Annotated in this window: 22 protein-coding genes; 13 read left to right on the top strand and 9 right to left on the bottom strand. The window is 58.9% G+C overall.

What is annotated here, in order from left to right; all coding sequences use genetic code 11:
* The first annotated feature begins 272 nt into the window (after window positions 1–272).
* Window positions 273–680, top strand: a complete 408-nt coding sequence (locus J4G14_03845; GenBank protein MCE2456928.1) for a hypothetical protein — start codon at window positions 273–275, stop codon at window positions 678–680.
* Between the two features lie 21 nt (window positions 681–701).
* On the opposite strand, the gene J4G14_03840 is transcribed toward J4G14_03845, so the two are convergent.
* Window positions 702–1688, bottom strand: a complete 987-nt coding sequence (locus tag J4G14_03840) for a DUF3500 domain-containing protein (GenBank protein ID MCE2456927.1) — start codon at window positions 1686–1688, stop codon at window positions 702–704.
* A 79-nt stretch (window positions 1689–1767) separates the two neighbouring features.
* On the bottom strand, window positions 1768–2718 hold the full coding sequence (locus tag J4G14_03835) for a hypothetical protein (GenBank protein MCE2456926.1): 951 nt from the start codon (window positions 2716–2718) through the stop codon (window positions 1768–1770).
* Window positions 2719–2877: 159 nt separating this feature from the next.
* On the opposite strand from J4G14_03835, the gene J4G14_03830 reads away from it, so the two are divergent.
* Window positions 2878–3336 (top strand): MOSC domain-containing protein, encoded by a 459-nt coding sequence (locus tag J4G14_03830; GenBank protein ID MCE2456925.1) that lies wholly within the window; start codon window positions 2878–2880, stop codon window positions 3334–3336.
* 161 nt (window positions 3337–3497) lie between these two features.
* Here J4G14_03830 and J4G14_03825 read toward each other — a convergent pair whose 3' ends face one another.
* Window positions 3498–3659: a hypothetical protein gene (locus tag J4G14_03825; protein ID MCE2456924.1), complete on the bottom strand. Its 162-nt coding sequence runs from the start codon at window positions 3657–3659 to the stop codon at window positions 3498–3500.
* 142 nt (window positions 3660–3801) lie between these two features.
* Between J4G14_03825 and J4G14_03820 the strand changes: the two genes are divergently transcribed.
* Window positions 3802–4689, top strand: coding sequence for a LysR family transcriptional regulator (locus J4G14_03820; protein ID MCE2456923.1), 888 nt, complete (start codon window positions 3802–3804; stop codon window positions 4687–4689).
* Window positions 4690–4699: 10 nt separating this feature from the next.
* On the opposite strand, the gene J4G14_03815 is transcribed toward J4G14_03820, so the two are convergent.
* Both J4G14_03815 and J4G14_03810 read right to left on the bottom strand, forming a co-directional pair.
* On the bottom strand, window positions 4700–5779 hold the full coding sequence (locus tag J4G14_03815; protein MCE2456922.1) for a sortase: 1080 nt from the start codon (window positions 5777–5779) through the stop codon (window positions 4700–4702).
* Window positions 5780–5924: 145 nt separating this feature from the next.
* Window positions 5925–6137 (bottom strand): hypothetical protein, encoded by a 213-nt coding sequence (locus tag J4G14_03810; protein ID MCE2456921.1) that lies wholly within the window; start codon window positions 6135–6137, stop codon window positions 5925–5927.
* A 158-nt stretch (window positions 6138–6295) separates the two neighbouring features.
* Between J4G14_03810 and J4G14_03805 the strand changes: the two genes are divergently transcribed.
* Entirely contained in the window at window positions 6296–7114 is an 819-nt protein-coding gene (locus J4G14_03805) for an ion transporter (protein MCE2456920.1), read from the top strand.
* Between the two features lie 71 nt (window positions 7115–7185).
* Here the strand turns inward: J4G14_03805 and thpR are convergent, their stop codons facing one another.
* Entirely contained in the window at window positions 7186–7770 is a 585-nt protein-coding gene (gene thpR / locus J4G14_03800; protein MCE2456919.1) for an RNA 2',3'-cyclic phosphodiesterase, read from the bottom strand.
* A 46-nt stretch (window positions 7771–7816) separates the two neighbouring features.
* The gene (locus tag J4G14_03795; protein ID MCE2456918.1) at window positions 7817–8704 is read right to left on the bottom strand and encodes a haloalkane dehalogenase; all 888 of its coding nucleotides are present in this window, start codon (window positions 8702–8704) and stop codon (window positions 7817–7819) included.
* Between the two features lie 96 nt (window positions 8705–8800).
* On the opposite strand from J4G14_03795, the gene J4G14_03790 reads away from it, so the two are divergent.
* The 8 genes from J4G14_03790 (at window position 8801) to J4G14_03755 (ending at window position 19826) form a co-directional block, all read left to right on the top strand.
* Entirely contained in the window at window positions 8801–10366 is a 1566-nt protein-coding gene (locus tag J4G14_03790; protein ID MCE2456917.1) for a glycoside hydrolase family 32 protein, read from the top strand.
* A gap of 84 nt (window positions 10367–10450) precedes the next feature.
* Window positions 10451–11863 (top strand): DUF1800 domain-containing protein, encoded by a 1413-nt coding sequence (locus tag J4G14_03785; GenBank protein ID MCE2456916.1) that lies wholly within the window; start codon window positions 10451–10453, stop codon window positions 11861–11863.
* A gap of 92 nt (window positions 11864–11955) precedes the next feature.
* Window positions 11956–12987, top strand: a complete 1032-nt coding sequence (locus J4G14_03780) for an NHL repeat-containing protein (GenBank protein MCE2456915.1) — start codon at window positions 11956–11958, stop codon at window positions 12985–12987.
* 19 nt (window positions 12988–13006) lie between these two features.
* Window positions 13007–14647 carry a tryptophan 7-halogenase gene (locus tag J4G14_03775; protein MCE2456914.1) on the top strand — a complete coding sequence of 547 codons (1641 nt, stop codon included), beginning with the start codon at window positions 13007–13009 and terminating at the stop codon, window positions 14645–14647.
* Between the two features lie 68 nt (window positions 14648–14715).
* Window positions 14716–17136, top strand: coding sequence for an endonuclease MutS2 (locus J4G14_03770; GenBank protein MCE2456913.1), 2421 nt, complete (start codon window positions 14716–14718; stop codon window positions 17134–17136).
* Between the two features lie 12 nt (window positions 17137–17148).
* Window positions 17149–17625 carry a DUF192 domain-containing protein gene (locus J4G14_03765; protein ID MCE2456912.1) on the top strand — a complete coding sequence of 159 codons (477 nt, stop codon included), beginning with the start codon at window positions 17149–17151 and terminating at the stop codon, window positions 17623–17625.
* Window positions 17622–18572, top strand: a complete 951-nt coding sequence (gene fmt / locus J4G14_03760; protein MCE2456911.1) for a methionyl-tRNA formyltransferase — start codon at window positions 17622–17624, stop codon at window positions 18570–18572. The genes J4G14_03765 and fmt overlap by 4 nt, the downstream gene beginning before the upstream one ends.
* 57 nt (window positions 18573–18629) lie before the next feature.
* Window positions 18630–19826 carry a CoA transferase gene (locus J4G14_03755; GenBank protein MCE2456910.1) on the top strand — a complete coding sequence of 399 codons (1197 nt, stop codon included), beginning with the start codon at window positions 18630–18632 and terminating at the stop codon, window positions 19824–19826.
* Window positions 19827–19835: 9 nt separating this feature from the next.
* Here the strand turns inward: J4G14_03755 and J4G14_03750 are convergent, their stop codons facing one another.
* Entirely contained in the window at window positions 19836–20966 is a 1131-nt protein-coding gene (locus J4G14_03750) for a nitronate monooxygenase (GenBank protein MCE2456909.1), read from the bottom strand.
* 80 nt (window positions 20967–21046) lie between these two features.
* On the bottom strand, window positions 21047–21508 hold the full coding sequence (locus J4G14_03745) for a hypothetical protein (GenBank protein ID MCE2456908.1): 462 nt from the start codon (window positions 21506–21508) through the stop codon (window positions 21047–21049).
* Window positions 21509–21777: 269 nt separating this feature from the next.
* Here J4G14_03745 and J4G14_03740 point away from each other — a divergent pair.
* A partial coding sequence (locus J4G14_03740; protein ID MCE2456907.1) for a hypothetical protein occupies window positions 21778–22597 on the top strand: 820 nt, incomplete at its 3' end.

Raw genomic sequence — 22597 nt, 5'->3', positions numbered from 1 at the left:
GCAACTGCTCGGGGCCGATGAAGGGGAGCGCGTCGTTCCCCAAGCCTTTGGACCACTCGCCGGTCTCCGGGTCCGTGAAGTAGAAGTCGTCGCCAATTGCTACGAAGCTCACTTCGGTCATAAAGAAGCCAAAGTCGATTGAAGTGCCCCCCTGAGACCGATCTGGTGCGTCGTAGTCGACGACAGCATCGACGGGTATCCCCAGCGTGGCGCCTCCAGTACCAACCGTGATGTTCGCATCCATCGTGGCTCTGTAGCTTTCAAGCTCAGCCATGGCTTCAGCACTCGCAAAGAGCAAGTCGGCGGGTTCCGGGGCTGGCGCAGGTACTGCTGCGGTCGGAGGTGGAGTCGATGTGGGTTGCGCAGTCGGCGCAGGGGTCGGAGATGGCACCGCTGTCGGGACGGGTGTCGGTCGTGGCGTTGAGGTAGGTGGTGGTGGAGGCGTTGTTGGCGTGGGAATGGGGGACGGCGATGGCGCAGCTACGACTGCGGCCGCCGTCGGTGTCGGTACTGGGGCCGGCTCAGGTTCTGAGTCGCCACATGAGGTCAACACCACGGCGAAAAGCACCGAGATTGCCACGGCCGTAAGCGATAGTTTTCCCGGGCAACGTAAATTGGGGCGGCAGCGCCGCAATGGCAATACCACCCCAATCATGGTCGATTCTCTCTGGGTCGGTTGAGCCGACTCAGCACCTTGCCCCCTACAGAACGTGGTAGAGGAGCAGGTGCTCCCGAAGCACGTCGTTGGCGAAGTCGTTCTCGACGTCACGCCAGACCGAGTGAATGTGGTTCGCCCCGTTCTGCCTGTTGTCGAACTCGACCACGAAGTTACCACCGTGGATGCGGTAGTAGTGCTCCTTGCCTTCCTGAGTCGCTCCGCCCCATGCCCAGTGGAGGCCTTCGAAGCCTTCGGATTCGAGCCGGTCCCACTTCTGCTGGGCCATGTCGCTGCGTACCTGGTTGACGTACACCTTCACCAGGCTGCGCAGAATGTCCTTCTGAGTGTCGTTCATCTTTGACGCCGGGAGACCCTCTTCAGCAGGCAGGGAAACTCGGGAAGAGTTGTAAGTAAGGATGTCGTACGGGGCTTCACCGTATATCTTGGCCGTCGACGACTGACCTTTATCCAGGCTGTTCATCAGCTCGTAAGCGAGATCCTCCCGCTGGTCGAGAATGCGCAGGCCCTTCTTTGGCCCCTTGCGGACCTCAGCAGGGTTTGCCCCGAAGAAGAACGGAGTCATAGAGATGAACTTGTCTTCCCATAGGCTGAAGTTCAGTGAGATATGGTGACCCTCGACGCGCCAACCCCAGGGTTCGCTGTCATCGCCGGGCTTACCGAAGACCGTCCAATAGTAGAGGTCAGGATCGCGGAGGAAACTGGTAATGCCTGCCTCCTTTTCCAACGGACCGAGGACGGACTCGTGCTCAATGATGAGCTTGGCCTTCTCGAACGAATCTTCAGTCAGGCCGGTCGCCATGAGCGAGTAGGCGAGCTGGCGCTGGTCGTCATCCATGTCCCTCAGTGGCAGGCCGTGCCTGTTGACTGGCGGGTAGTACCAGAAGATGCGCTCGCCGTCCATGTACTCATATACAGTCTTATCTCGCTGGTCACCGCTGAGGCTCTCGACGAATTTCTTCGCGGCCTCTGTCATGCCAGCGGCTGATCCATGCTTGTGTGCGATCGTCATCCGGTAACCTCCTCAGATGGTTGAGTGAGCATAGCATATCGTATTGTGAGTGTCAGGTATCTGAGTCAGCAGCCAGCCGCTAGTCAGCCCTGACCAGCTTCTGGAAAGCACGAACGTTATCCGGCGGGGTTTCCGTGTGGCTTATGTTGGTGTGGGCGACCTCGCCAACGTAGATGCTCTTGTGGGAGTCAACGGCGATACCGTGAGGTGAGATGAACTGCCCGACATCCAGCCCATAGCCATTGCCAAGGCGTTCCAATACTTTGCCTGATGTGGTCATGATCGCTACCCGTGGGCCGATGTTCGGCATATTGCGGTTGACTGCCATGCCCCAGCCCAGTTCGCCAACATAGACTCGCTGGTCGTCGTCGATGTAAATTGCGCACGGTCGGTGGACGTTGTACCAGACGTCTTCCAGTTTGCCCTCGCGGTCGAATACCTGGATGCGGTGGTTCTCCCTGTCGCAGACGTACACGTAGCCGTCTCGGTCGGACGCGATGTTGTGAACGATGTTGAACTGCCCAGGGTCGGTTCCGGGTCCGCCCCACGACATGATGTGCTCCCCATCGGGGGTGTACTTATGGACGCGGCTGTTGGCGTAGCCGTCGGTAACGAACAGATCGCCGTTCGCCGGGTCAGTCGCTACGTGCGTACACCTATTGAATGGGTCTCCAGAGAAGGCTGGGGCGGGCTGGTTGGCCACACCGATCGTCATAAGGACTTCACCATCCAGGGTGCACTGCCTCACCGTGTGATCGCCGTCGTCAGTGCAGTAGAGCGTGTTGTCCGGCCCCCTGCTGACACCGTGTGCTCGCGTGAAGAGGTCCTCCCCCCAGGTCTTGATGAAGTTGCCGTCCTTGTCGAAGACGACCATCGGATGGTCTCCCCTGCTGAAGACATAGACGTTGTCGTCATCGTCCGTGATGACGCCGGCCACTTCCCGCCAACCAATTCCAGCGGGCAGGCTCTCCCATCTGACAGCCACTTCATAACCGAATTGACCTGTTCCCAGTTTTATCGTACTGACCATGCGCCTTCTCTCCTCCTACTGTTATAGATATAGCAGCGTACGAATGGGAGTCAGTTTACAGCCTTGGACATTGAGTTGACAGTTCCATTTCCAGGTTTGGCAGTAAAGGCGCGGTCAAGGGTGTACAATGTCGAGAATCCAGCATTCAGGGAGGATGAGATGAGCAACGGCGCGCAGGGAACCATAGTGTCCATATACCTCTGTACGGGCCACCGGGACCCGATGAAGAGCGTTGAGTCGGCGGATATGACTGCTGGTTTTGGGATAGAGGGAGACCGCCACGCAGTGTCTGAGGGGGTCAGGACGGCACGCCAGGTCCTTATCATGGATGAAGAGACGCTTGGGAAGTTCAGCCTCAGCAGCGGGGAAGTCCGCGAGAACATCACCACCTCAGGGATAGACATGCACTCGATTGAGGCCGGTCAGCGAGTGTCCCTTGGTGATTCTGCAGTTGTGGAGATTACAGGCTTCTGCACTCCATGTGCCCGGATGGACGAGATCCGAGATGGGCTAAGAGTGGAACTTGAGGAGCAGCGTGGCATGTTGGCGACCGTTATCCAGAGTGGGTCGATTTCGGTCGGCGACGCCGTCAAGGCGAAGGAAGCGGCGGCCGTCTAGCAGGGTACCTGTAAAGAAAGAATAGGCGCCGAAGACTGAGCTTCGGCGCCAAGTGTGGGGTTGGAAGGGCGCGGGGCCTTAGACTGGGCTGCTGACGGACATCTCCGCCGGTTCCAAAGGGGAGGAACGGCCCCACGTCCCTGAAGATGAAACGATATCTACTAGTTGTAGATGTGCTTGCGGACCATCTCCTTGAAGTCCCTGCGGGCCTCGTCGAAGGTTGGACCTGGGCAGTTGCTGCGCGTCTGGACGTTGAAGAAGTAGCTGTCCAGGGCGTCTATGCCACGTCTGCGTCCAAGGATGGTCTTTACTCTGTTTATCATTATGACTCTCCTTAGGTTGTGATCCGAATCAATTTGTAGAATACTGTGTTCTACAATTTCATTATCCCCCGAACATAGCATCCTGTAAAGAGATAATGCTCGATAGTTATTATTTTCGCTATTGATGTAAGGCGGTGATCTAATGGAGATTAGAGAACTGAGGAGCTTCTGCTCTGCTGCCCGATATAGGAGCATCTCCCGAGCGGCAGAACACTTGGGAATGGGGCAGCCCACGGTCACTACGCACATCAAGAAGCTGGAGTCGGAGCTAAACACAGTTCTGTTCGACCGCGTTAAGCGTCCGATTCAGCTTACGCTTGCGGGCAAGAGGCTTCAGGAGTTGGCGGTACCCCTCGTAGAGGGTCTCGATGCACTGGTCCAGTCGGCGTCAGAGGCCGAAGAGCGGGGACCTGTGGTTCTGGTGGCTACACCGGACATCATCCCGCATACACTGCTCAGCGTCGTGAGGGTTTTCGCGAGCATCCATCCCCAGATTCACCTGACGATCAGGTCGGCTCCCAGAACGCAAATCATGCGGATGATTGCGGACGGTGATGCAGACATCGGCATCGTTCAACACTACGACAGAGATGAAGCGTTCATGTTCGAGGGGCTATTTGTCTACGAGCGGGTGCTAATCACGCCACCGAACCACCCTCTGGCCAAGGAGCCGGTGGAGTCCATAGAGCAGATTGCGAAGTATCCGCTCATTATGATGACTGAAGGAACACACACTCGCGACCTGCTCGAGTCTGAGTTCAAGAGGCGCGGGATAAGCTACGAGATCGTCGTCGACCTGGACAGCATGGACATGATCAAAAGGTACGTGGCTCTGGGGATGGGAATCTCGGTCGGCCCGCGACTTGCAATCGACCCGGAAGACCACGAAAACCTCGGTGTTGTCAGCCTGGCCCACATTTTGCCCGTGGAACAGGGAGGGATCGTGACGCTGAAGGGCAAGCAGATCTCAAAGCCGGCGGAACGGTTTATCTCCGTTATGCGAGACACGCTGGCCGCTGCGGCCCACTAACACTGAGAACCTAGGTGGCCTTCTTCACGCCCACCAACTTGCCGACGACCAGGAGTCGATGGTCATAGACGAGGCGTGGAACGCACGACACGAGCGTGATCGTGGACTCTTTGGTCTGGTACAGCTGGATTTCGTCCTGATGAACGACTTCGGTCTCGGTAATCTGATATAGGAACTCGTCACCGTCTTCATTGAGTAGACTGACGTAGACGGGGTCGCCACTGTTGACCAGTGCTGGTATCTCAGGCAGCTTCTGGAAGACGTTGCCCTCTCCCCGGATGGGGCTCTCGAGGTGTCCGAACAGCCAGGTGTTGCCCTGTTCACCGGGATTGGACGTCTCCGGGATTCGTCCGACAACGTGCTTCGGGGTCTCGTACTGGCGGCTGTCACCAATGTCGATGATCGCCAGATTCGATACTGCAGAGTCGACCCCTATACTTGGTATTCGGATGTGGCTTGCGTCAGGCGCTGTACCCCTAGGCATTCCCTGTGACGAGTCGATGCTGACGTAACCGTCCGGACGCAGGACTGCCCCGTATGCGTAGAGGTCTGCTCCGGCGGTAAGCGGCTGGTCCCAGTACTTGGGATGTATCTGGTAGCCGGGATAGATAGCGTTGTAGGCGTAAACCAGACCGGCCCCGCTCAGTTCTTCAGGATGGTCCGACGGGTCGCTGGCATCCTCTGCAATTGCAGACTGTGCCAAGTCAGGTGCTGCGGAAGCGGTCGGTTCGGCTTCTACGGCGAACACGACAGCAACCGGCGTCGCCGGCTTGCTTGCAGGCACTCGATCGCCATTTGCCTGTTCCCCGACACGTACCTGAATCTCCTTGGCAGCAGTTTGTATGGGCTTGAAGCTGCCATCGGGCATCAGTGCGCCGCGAACCTGGGGGACCTCTGTCGGTACAACCTCCATGGCAATGGGCCCCGGAGCAGCAGACTTCAGATCCTCCAACTGAGTCGAGTTGTATCGTCCCAGTGTGTAGTAGATTCCAACTGCGATTACTATGACCAGGCCGACCAGAACTAGGGCGGAGCCGACTACCAGCTTTCCAGTCCTGAGTCGCAGAGTCTTCCTCTCAGAGCCTTCCATATTTATGGTCGCAATAATCCAAGGGTCTCGTAGATCCAGATTCAGTATACCACCGCCATAGCACAGCCACACGCAGACTCGGCAGAAACGAAAAGCAGCCCGCGGTTGGCGGGCTGCTTTCGTCAGCAATTGTTAGCTGATCAGGTTACCTTAATCTGGGTGAGTGCATCGCTCCGTTGGCGATTGGCTCGTTCAGGTAAACGTCGCCGTTGCGAATCTTGATATTGAACCCGCAGTCAGGATTGCTGCAGACCCAAGCCTTGTAGTGAATGGCCGCGCCCTGGCTTCCGAAGTCGGACAGCGGCAACAGGTTTCCTTCGGTACAAACCAAACAGATGGGGAAGTCTCTACCCTCCACAAATACCTCCTCGAATATCCACGTTTCAGACCGCGCGAAAGTATAGCAAAGCGCCTGAGCCGGAAACAAGGAGATGTCCCTGTCCGGCACTGTCAGTCTTGAGCCGCGTCAAGACGCGGTGCTACGATACCGCGCAACCTCATAGCCAGTTCACAATTATGAAACGCTACATAGAAATTATCGAGAAGGTGGTCAGCGCGCCAGCCTTCGAGATCGCCATAATAGCGATAATCATCTTCAATGGCGTGCTGCTCGGAGTTGGGACTTCTCCGGCGTTGAGTGATCGCTACGGGGACTGGGTCCACATTGGGAACCAGGCAGCCCTGGTCATCTTCATAGCCGAGGCAATACTCAAGATGGTTGCCGCCTCTCCCCGTCTCTTCGGGTACTTCAGGGATGGCTGGAATATCTTCGATTTCCTGGTGATAGTGTTCGCACTCATTCCGGCCACAGGCCAGTTTGCGATGATCGCCCGGCTCGCGCGGCTGCTGAGAGTCCTGCGCCTCATCTCAACTATCCGTGACCTGCGCCTGATCGTCGCTGCGCTGGTGCGATCTATCCCCAGCGTCGGACACGTGATGATGTTGATGAGCATCATCGTGTACATCTACGCGATCATGGGCTATCACCTCTTCCACGAAAATGACCCGGAGAGCTGGGGAAATCTGGGAATCTCTCTGCTCACCCTATTCAACGTGATTACACTGGAGGGCTGGACTGATGTGATGGCCAAGGCAATGGAGGCACACTCCCTCGCCTGGATCTACTTCGTCAGCTTCGTAATCGTGGGCACGTTCGTTGTGATCAACCTGTTCATCGCGATCATCATCAACAACCTGGACGAAGCCAAGTTGGAACGACTGCGGGAAATAGAAACTCCGGTTTCACGGGAAGAGCTAGTCAGAGAGATCCGGGCCACACAGGATGCGTTGATGCGACTCGAGACTCGACTCGACAACGATCGAGATCGAACCTGATCCGTTGCCTTCCCTGCGGATTGTCACCGCGATACAAGCCCTCTCACAGGGAGGGATCGCAGCCTCGCCAATCAGTCCACGAACCGTACGCGACACAGGGGAGTGTGGATGGACCCTTCCGGGTGAAGCGTGCTCTGGAAGAGAGTGATTGCATCCACCCTGAATGCAACTCTCGCGTGCCCCACCGTCGAGACCTTGTCAACGACCCGGCGCCTGTCTGAACCCAAGACCCTTTCACGAAGCCTGGCCAGCGTGATATGTGGATTGAAACGGCGTCTGTCCCGACTGAATCCTACGGCTGCTAACTCACTCTCAACGCGCTCGTGAAGTTCCTCCAGATCGTCAATATCGCCTGACACTCCAGCCCAGAGGACTCTCACTGACCGGGTATTGGGAAAAGCGCCAACCTCGACTAGAGACAAGTCGAACGGTCGAGACTGGGATGCCGAGGCGCGAATCGCGGCGATTGCCCTGGGGACAGCGTCGGATTCGATGTCCCCAAGGAAGCGGAGCGTGACGTGCACTCCTTCAGGCCGGACCGCTCGAACGCCGCGTATTTCCAGTTCTGAAACGGCCTTGGTGAGTCGTTGGACCTCTGCTTTCGCCTCTGCAGACAGCTCGACGGCTATGAAGCAGCGGACCTTGTCTTCACTCAAAAGTTCAGGGCCCTTCTCCAGGTAATCAGGAGTGTGACGAGGCCTGTCACTCGATATCACCAAGCCACTGCACGATCGACTGTCCGATCTCGTCCGGTGAATCTTCCTGGATGAAGTGGACGCCCTTCACCGTGACCTCTCTCTGGTTGTGCCAGGTCCGGCAATAGTCACGTTGAGTTCCGGTCAAGATGGCCCCAGGGTCGGCGTTGATGAAGAGCTTGGGTACGTCTGATCCAGATAACCACGCTGAGTAGTCATCGACGATCTGTACAACGTCTTCAGGTTGGCCACCCAGCGGGATCTCACGTGGCCACGTGAGAGTCGGACGACGTGACTCTCCAGGCTCCAGGAATGGTTCCCGGTAGACAGCCATCTCCTGTTCTGTAAGGTCTCGAATGATGCTGCCGGGAAGAACGCGTTCAACGAAGACGTTGTTATCAAGGACCATCGACTCTCCTGAGTCCGACCTGAACCCCTGGAACACCCTGGTTGCGGCGTCCGGCCACTGTTCCCACGTCAGGCTCTGGACGATGGCTTCCATGTAGACGAGTCCCGCGATCCGATCGCGGTGCCGGTTGGCCCAGTGGAACGCCAGCGCCGATCCCCAATCGTGTCCAACCAGGATGATGTCTTCTCTAATTCCAATTGCATCGAACCAGGCATCGAGGTAGCGCGCGTGTTCGACGAACCTGTAGGAGCCTGATGGCGCCCTGCCCGACCGGCCCATACCAATAAGGTCGGGAGCGAGGCATCGAGCTGCAGGCTTGACCTCTGCGATGATGTTCCTCCACAGGAAAGAACTGGTGGGGTTGCCGTGAAGGAAGACGACCGGGGTGCCTACGCCAGTGTCGACGTAAGACATCCCGGAATCGAGCACGGGAACGCGCCTTCTGGGGTGTGGGTCGAGCGGCAAGATAGACATGTGACACCTCATCGGAAGATTTCGCGAGGGCAACTTTAGCAGATTGGTCAACTGCTATACTCGACCACAGGTCTACAGCATGCCGATTACGAGTACGGAGGTCAGTAAGTGACACAGGCGTTCTCAGGGGAACCACTCAAAGGAGAGGTGTATCCGGACACACTCGACGAGCAGTTCCGGGCCATCCAGGCCGATGAGACTGTGCGCAGATTCAGGGAGTCGCGCGAGAGACTGGCCGAGGTCGACCCCTACAGGCCGCTCTATCACTTCTCATCGCCTGAAAACTATATGAATGACCCGAACGGGCTGTGCCAGTGGCAGGGTCGTTATCACATGTTCTACCAGTTCAGACCGGTCGGGATAGATCGCGTTCACTGGGGACACACGGTGAGCGATGACCTGATCCACTGGCGTGATCTCCCAATGGCGCTCTACCCGGACGTGGAGCGGGACTGCTTCAGCGGACAGTCACTCGTCGAGGATGACCGGGTGATAGCCATCTATCACGGCACACAATCCGGCAACGCCATCGCGACGGCGTCCGATCCCCTCCTGCTGAACTGGGAGAAGCATCCCGACAACCCGGTGATTCCAGGAACCAACCAGGGGACCGGCGACGCCGGGTACCGCGTGTTTGACCCGTGCATATGGAAGGAAGACGACGGCTACTACTCGATCTCCGGCACCTATCAAGACGGCCAGCGTGGATTCGACGCGGTCGGCGTCGACCATCTATTCAGGTCCAGTGACCTCTCTGAGTGGGAATACCTGGGCCCCCTGATGGAGGATGCCTTCTTCGCAGAGCCTGGAGAAGACGCGGCGGTACCCAACTTTTGGCCGATCGGCAACGGCAGGCACATGCTACTGCTCTTCAGCCACAAGCGGGCCGGACGTTACTACGTAGGCAGGTACGACGCCGACACTCATCAATTCACGCCGGAGTCGCACGGGCGCATGAACTATGGACCCTGGGTCGTGGGCAGCCTGCACGCGCCTTCGGCGACGATAGATGACTCAGGCCAGTATCTGGGTATCTTCAACCTCCACAAGGGCAGAGATACAGAAGAGACCGACGAGATGATGACGCTGCCACGTCACTACTGGTTGGACTCGGCCAACATACTTCAGATGGCGCCAGTGAGTGAGGTCGAGTCTCTGCGGTCTGACCATCGCTCGGTAGGGGCGATGGAGATTCCGGCCAACGAGGAAATTATTCTGGACGGCATCGGAGGCAAGGCAATCGAGCTCAGGGCGACGATCGATCCTGGAACGGCGAGGGAAGTGGGATTCTACATCCTGCGCTCCCCAGACGGGTCGGAGAGAACGCGGATATCGCTCTACCCGAACGACCACCGGCGATTCGAGACCAGCTCGCTCCAGATAGACGTCTCCGAGTCGTCAGCCAGAGACGACGTCTGGGCACGTTCAGCCGAGATCGGCCCTCTGGCACTGGCACAGGACGAACCTCTCGAACTCAGAGTGTTCATCGACCGCAGTGTCATTGAGGTGTTTGCGAACGATAGACAGTGCCTGACAGTGCGGGTATATCCGGGTCGTGAAGACAGCAGGGGCGTTTCTCTCTTCGCAAGGGGAGGTAGCGCAAGACTGCAGTCACTGGATTGCTGGCAAATGCAGAGCATCTGGCCGGAACTGACCCGACTCGAGGGGGACTGACCGTAAACAGCTCAGAATTGACTATCACTCACATCTGCAATAATCTCTCCTGAAAGTAGCTAATTACGACCAGCGAGGTACCACATGGTAGTGAGCACCAAGACTGACACCAACCTGATTGCGCATCTGCTGCGGCGGGCAGCCTTCGGAGGCAGTCGTGACGAGATAGAGGAATGGGCGGAACGAGGCTACGAGGCTGCCGTCAATGACCTCATCAATCCGTCCGAGCCTGAGTGGGCTGAGGTGTTCCTCGCAAGGCGGTTCCACTTTGAGCAGTCCGGGATGCTGACACCCCAGGGTGGGCCGGCACACTGGCTGTACCGGATGATCACGACCAAGGCGCCCCTTCACGAAAAAGTGGCGCTGTTCTGGCACGGAATCTTTGCCACCGGATACCCGAAGGTCATTCACGGAAAGGCGCTGTCCGACCAGATCAGGACGTTCAGACTGCACGGCATGGGCCGCTTCGACAATCTGCTGCTGGAGCTTGCCAAAGACCCAGCGATGATCGTGTGGCTTGACAACCAGGACAACCACAAGGATGCGATCAACGAGAACTGGGGTCGAGAGCTACTCGAGCTCTTCTCCATGGGAGTCGGGAACTACTCCGAGGATGACATCAAGGAGTGCGCGCGGGCGTTCACAGGCTGGACGCTTGGCAACACCGAGTACATGGTGCTGCGCTCGATGCGGGACTCGGACTGGCCATACGGCCGAATCGCATGGCACTTCGAGTTCAGAGAAGACGACCACGACGACGGAGAGAAGACCTTCCTGGGTAATACGGGCAACCTTAACGGTGAAGACATCATCAGGATCATCTGCGAGCAGGAGGCGACCGCGCGATTCATCGCCAGGCACATGTACCACTTCTTCGTAGCCGATGAGCCGCCGGTGCCCTCGTGGCCATACACTCCTCCAAGGGATCCCGAAGCAATCGACATCCTGGCTCAGGCCTATTTCGACAACGACCACAGCATCAAGGCCATGCTGGAAACCCTGCTCAACTCGGACTCCTTCAAGTCTGAAGACGTTCGTTACGAAAAGGTGAAGGGCCCGGCTGAGTTCGTCACGGGTGTGTTAAGGCTCACGAACGAGTTCGACCGTCCCAGGCGCGAGATCCTGGACAGGTACTTCCAGACCAACTTCATGGGACAGATGTTGACAAATCCCCCCAGCGTCGAGGGCTGGCACCAGGGTGTTGAGTGGGTAGATACAGGAACCCTGATCGAGCGGATCAACTTCGCATCCGAGCAACTCGGGGATGAGTCCAAGGCAGGTGTGCGGAGGATGGTGGACTCGATCATTAGCGCAGATCCCGATCCCTCCCCTGACGACCTGGTTGCCCTGTGCCTCGAGAATCTGGGGGCGATCGCAATCTCTGATGCGACCCGAGGAGTTCTTCGCAAGCGTGCGGAAATGGGCGAGCACTCCAGGAACAAGGTCTTAGAGATGCTCAGACTGACCGCCGCGACGCACGATTTCCAGAGGGCGTGATCGGCCTGAGGTCACGCCTCGAGGGGCGAGTCAGTCTCGATTCAGTTCAGTTACGGAACGCTCCAGCGGCTTAACTAACCGGAGGAACCCCATTGGTTGCCAGTGCAGCACAGACAGCGTCCAAGATTCTCGAGTACAGCCTGACCGTAGGGATGTCAGTGATGGAGGGACGCGGCTTCTACTACCCTGTGGACACGCTCCCCACGTCGCATGGGCGTCTGTATGTCGTCAACCGGTCGGTCGACGGCGTCGAACGTGGTGTGCGGGTGACCATGTGTGACATCAACAGCGATTATTACGGTACGTTCGGGGCCGCCGGCAATGGCGACGGTCAGTTTGTCCAAGCCTGCGGTATTGCTGAGGACAGCCAGGGAAGAGTCTACATCGCCGACGAGTACGCTAATCGAGTTTCTGTGTTCGACCTCGAAGGCAACTTCCTGTCGAACTGGGGAACGACCGGCAACGCTGAGGGCGAGTTGGATGGGCCATCAAGCGTGGCCGTGGGACCCAACGACACAGTGTACGTCTCAGACACGCACAATCACCGCGTGCAGCGGTTCACGGCAAGCGGCGCTTCGATCGACAGCTTTGGCTCTCAAGGCACCGGCGACGGCGAGTTTGATTTACCGTGGGGGCTGGCGGTGGCTCCGGATGGCGATGTGTATGTAGCCGACTGGGGAAACGACAGGGTGCAGAGGTTTACGGCAACCGGAGACTATGTGGCGACCTACGGCTATTCTGGAAGGGGCGATGGAGAGCTGAGACGGCCGTCCAGCGTAGTGGTCGACGAGAGGGGCCTGGTATACGTCGCCGACTGGGGGAACGAACGAGTGCAGGTCTTCGGACCTGGCGGAGAGTTTGTCCAGAAGCTCCGAGGTGAGGCCACAGAGTCGGAGTGGGCCAAGATCTTTCTTGGCGTGAACAAGGAAGAAGCCGCGGCCAGGAGCCGTGCCGATCTGGAACCCGACATCGAACTATACGACCCTGACGACCCGCACGAAGAGTCGTCTCACTTCGAGAAGCTGTTCTGGTCTCCTGTGTCAGTAAAGCTGGACGGCGAAGGTCGGCTGTACGTCACGGAGAGCAACCGCCACCGCATCCAGATCTACCAGCGGGCGTCGTAGCCCCGTATCGGAGTACGGGGTGACGGAGGTGATGTCGCTCACCGACAACTATGATGCCGTCGTAATCGGCGGTGGGCCAGGCGGAAGCAGCGCCGCTACACTGCTTGCCAAGAGAGGTTGGCGAGTCGCCCTGCTGGAGCGCGAGCGTTTTCCCCGTCAACACGTCGGTGAGTCCCTGCTACCCGCCTCCATGCCTGTGCTGGAAGAGCTGGGCGTGCTCGACAAGGTGGAGGCAGCAGGATTCCCCAAGAAGTGGGGAGCGACCATGCTTTGGGGACGAGAGCCGGAGCCCTGGAGCTGGTACTTCAGCGAGACCAACCGGACGTATCCTCACGCCTACCAGGTGTGGCGTCCGACCTTCGACAAGATACTCCTGGACAATGCTCGTACTGCTGGTGTTCACGTCCACGAAGGCTGCCAGGTCACTGGCGTTGACTGCGGCGCTGATCAGGTCAGTTCACTTAGCTATCGCACAGACGACGGGGCCAGCGGGACGATCGAAGCTGAGTGGATAGTCGACGCGAGTGGGCAGTCTGCCATTGTGGGACGGGCTCTTGGACTGCGTCGGTGGGATGAGCGCTTCCGGAATATGGCCGTCTTTGGGTACTTCGGGGGATCGGCGCGTCTGCCGGAGCCGGACAACAGCAACATCTTCATAGAGTCGTACGAGGACGGCTGGGTATGGAACATTCCGCTGTGGAAAGGACTGAGCAGCGTCGGGATAGTCGTCGACTCTGCACAGGGCGCATCCGGCATCGCGGAATATAGTGTCGATGGCTACTTCAGGAGACAGCTGGATTCCACATCACTGAGCAGCAAGATGCTGTCGAGCGCACGTCTGACAGATGGGCCGCACGTAGTCAAAGACTGGTCTTACACATCGACTCAGACAGTTGGCGAGGGGTGGATTCTCGTTGGCGACGCCGCGTGCTTCGTCGATCCGCTCTTCTCGTCGGGAGTCCATCTTGCGATGATGTCGGCTGTCATGGCTGCCGCCTACCTGGACGCTTGCCGCAACGATCCTTCCATGCGCGGCCCGGCGGCTCGCGTGTACCAGGAGCTGTATCACACGGAGTACAGCCACTTCCGCGAACTGGCAGCACTCTTCTACGCGAGCAACAGGACAGTGGAGTCCTACTTCTGGGAAAGTCGTCGCATACTGGGAGAGCCCGAAGACGACGAGGCTCGGAAGTCGTTCGTTCGTGCCGTTGCCGGGCAGTCCGCAAGGGGCTACGAACGGGCTGTGCTGTCCAAGGGGGCCCTACCTGAGGAGTTCAGTAGTTCGGTTAGAGCACTGGAGTCTGAGAGACAGGAGAAGGCAAAGGGCTTCGGTGCTAATACAGCCCTTGAAGACGTACCGGCCTTGGCGCGAGGCGCGACGGTTGATCGGAGGCCAATTTTCGCTGAGGGACAGTTCCAATGGAGCGATGTGCTCATCAGTCCTCAGCGTCCTGAAGGCGTCGCGGTCAGCCCATTCGTTGCCAGCCTTGTCTGTGAGATCGATGGAAGCAGAAGCGTACGCCGAATCGTGGAGAGCATTGGCGTAAGGGCATCCGGGCAGTTGGATGAAGATAGCGTTGCCCAGGCTGTCCTCAGCACGCTGAAGATCCTGACGGTTGACGGCTTGGTCGACAAACGGGCTCGCAACCCTCGCGTCTGAAGCTGGTATCTGTGTGCTTTGCCGTAGTCAGCACCTGCTACAATTGGCGGTGGAGTTGACTCACGCCGTTGCATCCCTTGAATACCCCTGAGTCGGAGAGTGATCAGGCCGCCGAGCTTGAAGACCTGCGCGCGTCTGCACTCAGCCTCCTGGACTTCGATGAGATACGCCTACGGCTCGCTGACCAGACCACGTTCCACGAAGCCAGACGACTTGCTCTTGAGATAGAGCCGTCTTTCGACCCACACGAAGTTGGGAGACTCCAGGACGAAACTGCCGACGCCTGCGCACTGCTTGAGGAGATCGACGACCTGAGTCTGGATTCGGACTCAGACACCACCGAGCTTGTAACGCGAGCTGCCCTCGGAGGCATACTCAGCGGCGGGGAACTTCTGGCAGTCGCCGGATCGCTGGAGGTGCACAGCAGGGCTCGAAACTCGATCTCGAGGGCCAGTCGGATAGCGCCACTTATGGCGGACCTGGCCAGCGTGATTCCCGATCTCAGAGAGCTGCGACGGCAGATACGCTCGAAGATCAATGTCAGGGGCGATGTTGCGGACGACGCTACTCCATCCCTGCGAGCACTGCGAAGCCAGGTGCGATCAGCCCACGAACGTGTCACAGAGGCGCTGCAGCAGTTCATCGGCTCGAATACCGGTAGGGACGCTCTCCAGGAGCCGATAATCTCGGTACGGGGAGACAGACTCGTCGTACCCGTGAGGGCTGACAGGCGGCATCGCGTTGCAGGCATCGTCCACGATGCGTCAAATACCGGCGCAACGGTGTTCGTTGAGCCTTTCACGACCGTTGAACTCTGCAACGACTGGCGTGAGCTGGCCCTGGAAGAGGAGCGAGAGGTCACTCGCGTGCTCCGGGACCTGTCGACTCTCGTAGGCGCTGTTGCTGACGACATCAGGATTGCCAACCGGACCACGGCAAAACTTGACCTCGCACTTGCGCGGGCCAGGTACAGCAGGCGACTGGACGCGGTCACCCCTGCCACAGCTGCGGCTGGACAACGACTCCGACTCATCCGAGCGAGGCATCCGCTGCTGGAAGACGACGTCGTGCCGCTGACGGCCCACATAGGGCCCGACTGGTCAGCACTCGTGATAACCGGACCAAACACAGGGGGAAAGACTGTCGCAATGAAGACCGCGGGGCTGGCAGCGCTGATGCACCAGTCGGGTCTGAGAGTGCCCGCCGATGAAGGTAGCGCGCTGCCGGTGTTCGATGGCGTTTTCGCGGACATCGGCGACCAGCAGAGCATCTCGGACTCCGTATCGACGTTCGGGTCGCACATCCTCAACGTAGGGAAGATTCTCCGCCATGCGGGACCACAGTCGCTCGTCCTGCTCGATGAGTTGGGTACCAGCACCGACCCGGAAGAGGGTTCAGCCCTGGCAAAGGCGGTGATTTCACACCTGGCGAACAGCGGAGCGGCAACGATAGTGACAACCCACCACAGGAGCGTGGCCGCTTTCGCCGACACATCGGACGGCATGTTGAACGCGAGCTTCCAGCTCGACCCGGACACGCTGGCGCCGACCTACGAAATGACCATAGGAACGCCTGGCAGGAGCTACGCGATGGCGGTTGCGGAGCGCCTGGGGCTTCCGAGTGAAATCCTGGAGGAGGCTCGAAACCTCATCGAGCCGCAGCACCTGCTGTTCGAGGACTGGTTGACCGAACTGCAGCGCGAGCGACAGCAGCTACTGACAAACGTCGAGGAGGCTTCCAAAGCACGTGCCGAGGTGGAGTCGCTGCGTGAGGAGTTGGAGAAGCAGGTCGACTTTCTTGTCAATCACAGGGACGACCTGATGGAGTCCACCCGGAGGAGCATCCTTCAGCGGTTCCAGGAGATAAGCCGAAGACTCGACGGCGCCGAGGCGTCGCTGCGATGGGGAGTCCCAGCAGTGGCGGGCGGCAGTCCTCCTCCGACGTATGACCGTGTGGAGCGTATTCGCCGCGACCTGGCCTCCGTCGAAGTCCCCGAGAGGGCCCCGGTACAGCGGGTGCAGCCTGTGTCTCGTCCCCTGCAAGAGGGGGACAAGGTGTTCGTCAGGGGCATGAACCTCACCGGAGAGATCGTTGAGATACACCGGCAGAGCGACGAGGCGGAGGTCAGCATAGGCCGAGTGCGAGTAACCGTCGACCTTCACAGGCTGTCGCGAGTGGACAGTGACCATGACGATGACCCTGAAGCAGACACTCCTCGCGTGACGACGGATGTCTCACCGCCTATGCAGAGCATCGAGCTGGACATCCGGGGAATGCGAGCAGCTGACGCGCAGGTTAACCTGGACGAATTCCTGGATCGCGCCATTCTCGATGGAGCCTCCAAGCTAAGGGTGATCCACGGACGCGGCTCAGGCGTGCTGAGAAATGTGGTACGTGACCACCTTCGTTACCATCGGTCGGTCAGCGACTTTGGACCTGAGCCCAGGGAGCGTGGCGGCAACGGCGCGACCTGGGTCCAGATGGCGTGAACAACAGCTAACGTGTCCCTGGTCCAAGTTGCCATCTCACTCGGCGTACTAATAGGCATTGCATGTGCTGATTCGAGTGGGCCGAGTGGACCAGCTGTCGCAATAGGTGCCTCGTGGTTTGAAGTGGAGATTGCGGCGACATCCCAGGAGCGCAGTCGCGGATTGTCCGGCCGGGAGAGTCTCCCGGACTCGACTGGTATGCTCTTCGTCTATGATTCAGCCAGAACTCCAAGCTTCTGGATGAAGGAGATGCTGATTCCGCTGGATTTCGTGTGGATAGGAGACAACTGCAGCGTGGTGGACCTACACACCGATGTGCCTCCCCCGCCGCAAGGAACGGCCTCCGGGTCCCTTCCAACCTACCGGCCCGGCAGTCCTGTCAGGTATGTGCTCGAGATCAACGCTGGGAAAGTCGCCGAATTGGGTATCCAGGTTGGCGACCCCGTGCGTTTTGAAGGCATAGACGTGTCTGGAGTTGGCTGCCAGTGAGCTATCCAATACTCAGAGTTGTGTTCATGGGCACGCCGGCCTTTGCGGTACCGTCGCTGGATGCCCTGCTCAGGCGCGGGCACGATGTCGTCGGCGTGTTCACTCAACCGGACAGGCGAGCCGGCAGGGGCCGAAGGCTCAGGCCCTCTCCGGTGAAGGAGTTTGCCGAGCAGCACAACCTGCCGGTTTTCCAGCCTGCGTCGCTCAGGAACAGTCCAGAGGCATGTGATCAGCTCGCTGCACTGGAAGCGGACGCTATCGTTGTCGCCGCATACGGGCTGTTCCTCCCGAAGGTCGTGCTGGAGACTCCCGAGTATGGATGCTTGAACATCCATCCGTCCCTGCTGCCTAAGTTCCGGGGCCCATCGCCTGTAATCTCAGCGATCCTCGAAGGAGAAGAGACGAGTGGCGTCACCATCATGCTCCTTGACGAGGGAATGGACACCGGGCCCCTTCTGGCCCAAGAGAGTGTTGTCATCGGTAATGACGAGACATCTGACAAGCTGACAAATCGACTCTTCGATCTTGGAGCCGATCTTCTGGTACAGACCCTCGACGAGTGGGTCAGCGGAAATATCACCCCGTCCAGCCAGGACGACCATGAGGCGACGATTACGCGGCTCCTGAAACGCGAAGACGGCCTCATAGACTGGTCAGAGTCAGCGATCGAGATTGAGCGCAGGATCAGGGCGTTCACTCCCTGGCCAGGAACCTTCACTTCCTGGAACGGCAGTACGCTAAAGGTCTTGCGAGGTAAGGTCATTCCAGAAGACTGTCAGGCCGAACCGGGCACAGTGTGTATCGATCAGGGAGATCGAGTGCTCGTCTCAACCGGCGCGGGTGCTCTGAAACTGCTGGAAGTCCAATTGGAGGGTCGTCCCAGGTCCAGGTCCGCGGACTTCGCACGAGGTCAGCGTGACTTCATCGGCTCCGTACTCGGGGGCTGATGCTACAATTCGACTTCACGAGAGAACTAACAGGCAAAAACTGATAGGAGCACATTGATGGACAAGGCACTCGCCGGAGTCAAAATCGTAGATCTGAGCCGGGTGCAGGCTGGGCCATCGTGCGCTCAGCTCCTGGGCTTCCTGGGAGCCGACGTAATCAAGGTCGAGGACACCACAGGTGGCGACAGTACACGCTGGGAACTCGCCGCGCGGGACGACCAGGACAGCGTCTACTTCACGATCTTCAACGGCAACAAACGTGCCATCACGCTGAATCTTAAGACCGAGCGGGGACGCGAGATCTTCACGAAGCTGGTCGAGTGGGCGGACGTGGTACTGGAGAATTTCTCTAATGGCGTAATGGAGCGCCTGGGGTTCAGTTACGATCGTCTTAAGGAGATCAATCCGGGTGTAATCTACGCCACGATCAAGGGTTTCGGCACCTGGGGACCATACTCAGACTACAAGTCTTACGAACTAGCTGCGCAGGCTACGGCAGGACTGATGGCCGTAACGGGCTACCCGGACGGTCCTCCGATGTCGGTCGGAGTTGGTGCCGGCGACTCTGGTACGGGCCTGCACATGGCTATCGGCATCCTGGCCGCGCTCAGGCAGAGAGACAACACTGGTGAGGGGCAGAAGGTAGAAGTGTCGATGCAGGACGGCGTGCTGAACCTGATGCGCATCAGCATGATCCACCCCCTGGGCAAGGGTGAGTGGGGAGGCCGACCGGGTACGCGTGGATGGAGCGCCGTTCCACAGGTGTTCAGATGCGCGCCAGGCGGACCGGACGACTACGTGATGATCAACGTCCGGGGAGCGATGCTGGAACTGATCCTAGCGCTCATCGGTCGCGAGGACCTGCTTGCGGATGAACGATACTCTGAGGCCGAGTTCCAGGGTCAGCACGCGGACGAGATCCTGGCCGTTATCGAGGAGTGGACGATGCAGCGCTCCAAGACGGAGGCGTTCAAGACGCTCGCCGCGGCCGGAGCGTGGTGCGGACCGGTCCTGACTCCGCTCGAAGTGCTGGAGAACGAGCACCTGGAAGCACGCGAAATGCTGGTGACGGTGGAGGACTCGGACCGGGGCGACTATCGGATGATTGGCTGTCCGGTGAAACTGGAGAAGTCGCCAGTCACGGTCGAAGCTGCGCCCCAATACTCCGAGCACACAGACGAGCTACTGACAGAGATGTTCGGTGTATCGCCGGAGGAATTGCCGACGCTCCGGGAGCAGGGCGTAATCGTCTAGCCTCTGCACCTAGATCGTCACGCGCTCTTTCACCTCGTTCAAGACTGACACGGTCTCGTCCACTAGGTCGGCCATGATGTCGGCAGCTGGGCGTGCCTCATTGACCATGCCTGCACCCTGCCCTGCCGGGTTGAAGACAAGGTCGTAACGCTGGGCCTTCTCGGCTGCCTGGTTGAAAGTGGACATCAGAACGCCCTGGAGCGGCATATCGAGCGGTTCCAGCCCTGACGCTGCCCACGCCTGCACAATCGGCCCTTGGTACTGGCGTGCGGTCTTCCCCGTGAATGACCTTGAAATCTGGAAGTCCTCGGAGCGTCCTCTGATGATGGACTGCTGCTGCTGCGGGTAGATTCCGCACTCCTTGGCTGCAAGGAACGCGGTACCAAGCCAGGCTCCCTCAGCGCCCAGGGCTAGTGATGCGACTATACCCCGTCCATTGGCGATGCCCCCGGCTGCAACGACCGGTTTCGGAGATATCGCGTCGACTATCTGCGGCACCAGTGGCATGGTGGCGATTCGTCCCGTGTGTCCGCCGGCCTCAGTGCCCTGCGCGACAACGATGTCAACTCCAGCGGCGATCTGGCGCTGGGCATTGCGGACACTGCCGGCGAGTCCCATCACAATCACACCCTTGTCGTGCGCCTGGGGCACCATCCAGCCGGGGTCTCCAAGTGCGGCCGCGAAGACCTGCACATCCTCTTCCAGGATCATGTCTACCTGGCTTCGGGCAAGGGCAATTCCAATTTCTTTGGGAGGTGGAGGTGGGTCGACCCGGTCGAGTCCGAACTCCGCCATCAGCGTGTCGACGAACTCGGCGTGTCTGGGATACTGCCTGCGGACTGCGTCGACCTCGGACTCCTGCTGTCCATCACTGCCCCCGCGTTCGACCGAGCCTGTGACAACGGGAAGCAACAGGTCAACGCCGAAGGGCTTGTCTGTCAGCTCTCTGACCTTGCGGATGCGCTGACGAAGCTCGTCGACCTGTATGCCTGATCCTCCCATCACCCCGAGACCGCCAGCATTCGATACGGCGGCTACCAGTTCGGGAGGGGTCCATCTTCCCCCCATACCGGCAAGGCAGATGGGGTACTCAACGTTCAGCAGGTCGCAGAGTGCGGTCTTGAGGACTGGTCGGGCCATTGTACGCTCCCAGAGTGTGCAGAATCAGCGGAATTGTAGGTTTGAGTTCGGAGGAGTGTCAATCGAGTGAAGTGCGGCGCTCAGATCTCCCGGTATTTGGACATCCGGTAGGTCGCGAGTACTGCCGCAACCGCGTTGGCTGCCACTGAAGAGGCGATAATCATGGTGTACAGGGAGTCGGAGACGTCTATGACTGGAAGACGGAGCACTCCGAAGAACAGGCCGTAATAGGTATTGACGCCCTTTATCAGTACGACGAGATACGGGGCCACTATCGCCACACCCAGGGCAATTAACGCAAACAGCCACCGTATGCGGCGCGGGGTCTCCAGATTGTGCCACAGAATAGCAGTGATCAGCCCAGAAGGGACCCCTATGACAAGGGACAGAGTGACAATAAAGGTGTTTCCCGTGAGGGCAGGCCCATGAACATACGACCAAATTGCCAGCCAAACTACGAATCCGCTGATTGCAGAGCAAGCCAGGCCGAGCAGACCTCGAGCAAGCAGCACCAAGCCGATGTCTCCACCTTCACGTAGCATGGCATCCAGAAAGCCTCTTGTCGTTCGAAGCCTAGTCAAACTCTGCACTTCCCCTTGCGCGCGACATGCGTCACTATTGTGCGAATTACACTCGAGCCCCAATCACTGACTACGTAATGATTGTTGCTACTAGAGCGGCAAGCTAGTTGTTCGGTGGATTTCATTAGCAATTTAGCTTCCCCAGACTTGACAAATCAGTCACTAGCCTACAACATGAATCGTCAATAATGGGAAACCGTGTCTAGGGGGATACGAAGGAGATAGAGCATATGCGTTCTTTAGGTAAGATAAGCGCGGTCGTGCTGGCCATGCTTCTGATGGCTGCATTGTTAACGATAGCATGTAGCGCTGAGGAAGAAGAGCCCGCACCCGCACCCGCGCCCGCCGCTGCCCCAACAACGGCACCGGCCGCACCAGCGCCCGCCGCTGCCCCAACAACGGCACCAGCGGCCCCGGCGGCCCAGCCGACGGCCGCGGCCGCGGCCCCGGCGATGGCAATGAAGCGGGACATAACGATCACAATGGCAATACCTGAAGTTGCGGAACAGTTCGGCGACTTCGAGGTTCAGACCTACGGCGGAAGCCCGGGCGAGATCCAGATGGGCTTCTTCGACCAGCTGCTGGTCCACAACGGTGTGGATCCGCTCACGCCGTTCGCGGCTGAGTCATGGAGCATCAACGACGCTGGCACGGAGCTTACCCTCGTCATCCGCGACGACCTCAAGGTCAACACTCCTGAGGCATTCGCAGGGCAGGACTTTGGGTACATCACCGCGCACGACGTAGCCTGGAACATGAACAGGCAGAACGCCGTGGTGAACCCCAGCCTGGGCGCCGCGATTGGTGCGCAGCTCGGCGGCACCTTCGGCCCGGCCGAGGCAATCGACGACTACACCGTGAAGGCTCCGCTGGTAACGGACATCTTCTGGGGCATACCGATCAGCGAGTTCGACATCAACGACACGACAGTTCGCCTGGACAGCAAGACCGCCTTCGATACGCTTGGCGCTGATGCTGTCAAGCTGGTCCCGATCGGCTCAGGCCCGTTCACCATGGGCACGTGGACACCCAACTCCAAGGGCGAAGTCA

It is taken from the genome of Dehalococcoidia bacterium (assembly GCA_021295915.1).
Classification (GTDB): Bacteria; Chloroflexota; Dehalococcoidia; order Lucifugimonadales; family UBA1123; genus VXRN01.
This window is presented reverse-complemented; position numbering and strand designations above follow the sequence as displayed.

What these genes read in the sequence shown, in the direction of transcription:
- J4G14_03845 (MCE2456928.1), top strand. Translation starts at nt 273, where the DNA reads ATGGCTTCAGCACTCGCAAAGAGCAAGTCGGCGGGTTCCGGGGCTGGC.
- J4G14_03840 (MCE2456927.1), bottom strand. Translation starts at nt 1,688, where the DNA reads ATGACGATCGCACACAAGCATGGATCAGCCGCTGGCATGACAGAGGCC.
- J4G14_03835 (MCE2456926.1), bottom strand. Translation starts at nt 2,718, where the DNA reads ATGGTCAGTACGATAAAACTGGGAACAGGTCAATTCGGTTATGAAGTG.
- J4G14_03830 (MCE2456925.1), top strand. Translation starts at nt 2,878, where the DNA reads ATGAGCAACGGCGCGCAGGGAACCATAGTGTCCATATACCTCTGTACG.
- J4G14_03825 (MCE2456924.1), bottom strand. Translation starts at nt 3,659, where the DNA reads ATGATAAACAGAGTAAAGACCATCCTTGGACGCAGACGTGGCATAGAC.
- J4G14_03820 (MCE2456923.1), top strand. Translation starts at nt 3,802, where the DNA reads ATGGAGATTAGAGAACTGAGGAGCTTCTGCTCTGCTGCCCGATATAGG.
- J4G14_03815 (MCE2456922.1), bottom strand. Translation starts at nt 5,779, where the DNA reads ATGGAAGGCTCTGAGAGGAAGACTCTGCGACTCAGGACTGGAAAGCTG.
- J4G14_03805 (MCE2456920.1), top strand. Translation starts at nt 6,296, where the DNA reads ATGAAACGCTACATAGAAATTATCGAGAAGGTGGTCAGCGCGCCAGCC.
- J4G14_03795 (MCE2456918.1), bottom strand. Translation starts at nt 8,704, where the DNA reads ATGAGGTGTCACATGTCTATCTTGCCGCTCGACCCACACCCCAGAAGG.
- J4G14_03785 (MCE2456916.1), top strand. Translation starts at nt 10,451, where the DNA reads ATGGTAGTGAGCACCAAGACTGACACCAACCTGATTGCGCATCTGCTG.
- J4G14_03755 (MCE2456910.1), top strand. Translation starts at nt 18,630, where the DNA reads ATGGACAAGGCACTCGCCGGAGTCAAAATCGTAGATCTGAGCCGGGTG.
- J4G14_03750 (MCE2456909.1), bottom strand. Translation starts at nt 20,966, where the DNA reads ATGGCCCGACCAGTCCTCAAGACCGCACTCTGCGACCTGCTGAACGTT.
- J4G14_03745 (MCE2456908.1), bottom strand. Translation starts at nt 21,508, where the DNA reads ATGCTACGTGAAGGTGGAGACATCGGCTTGGTGCTGCTTGCTCGAGGT.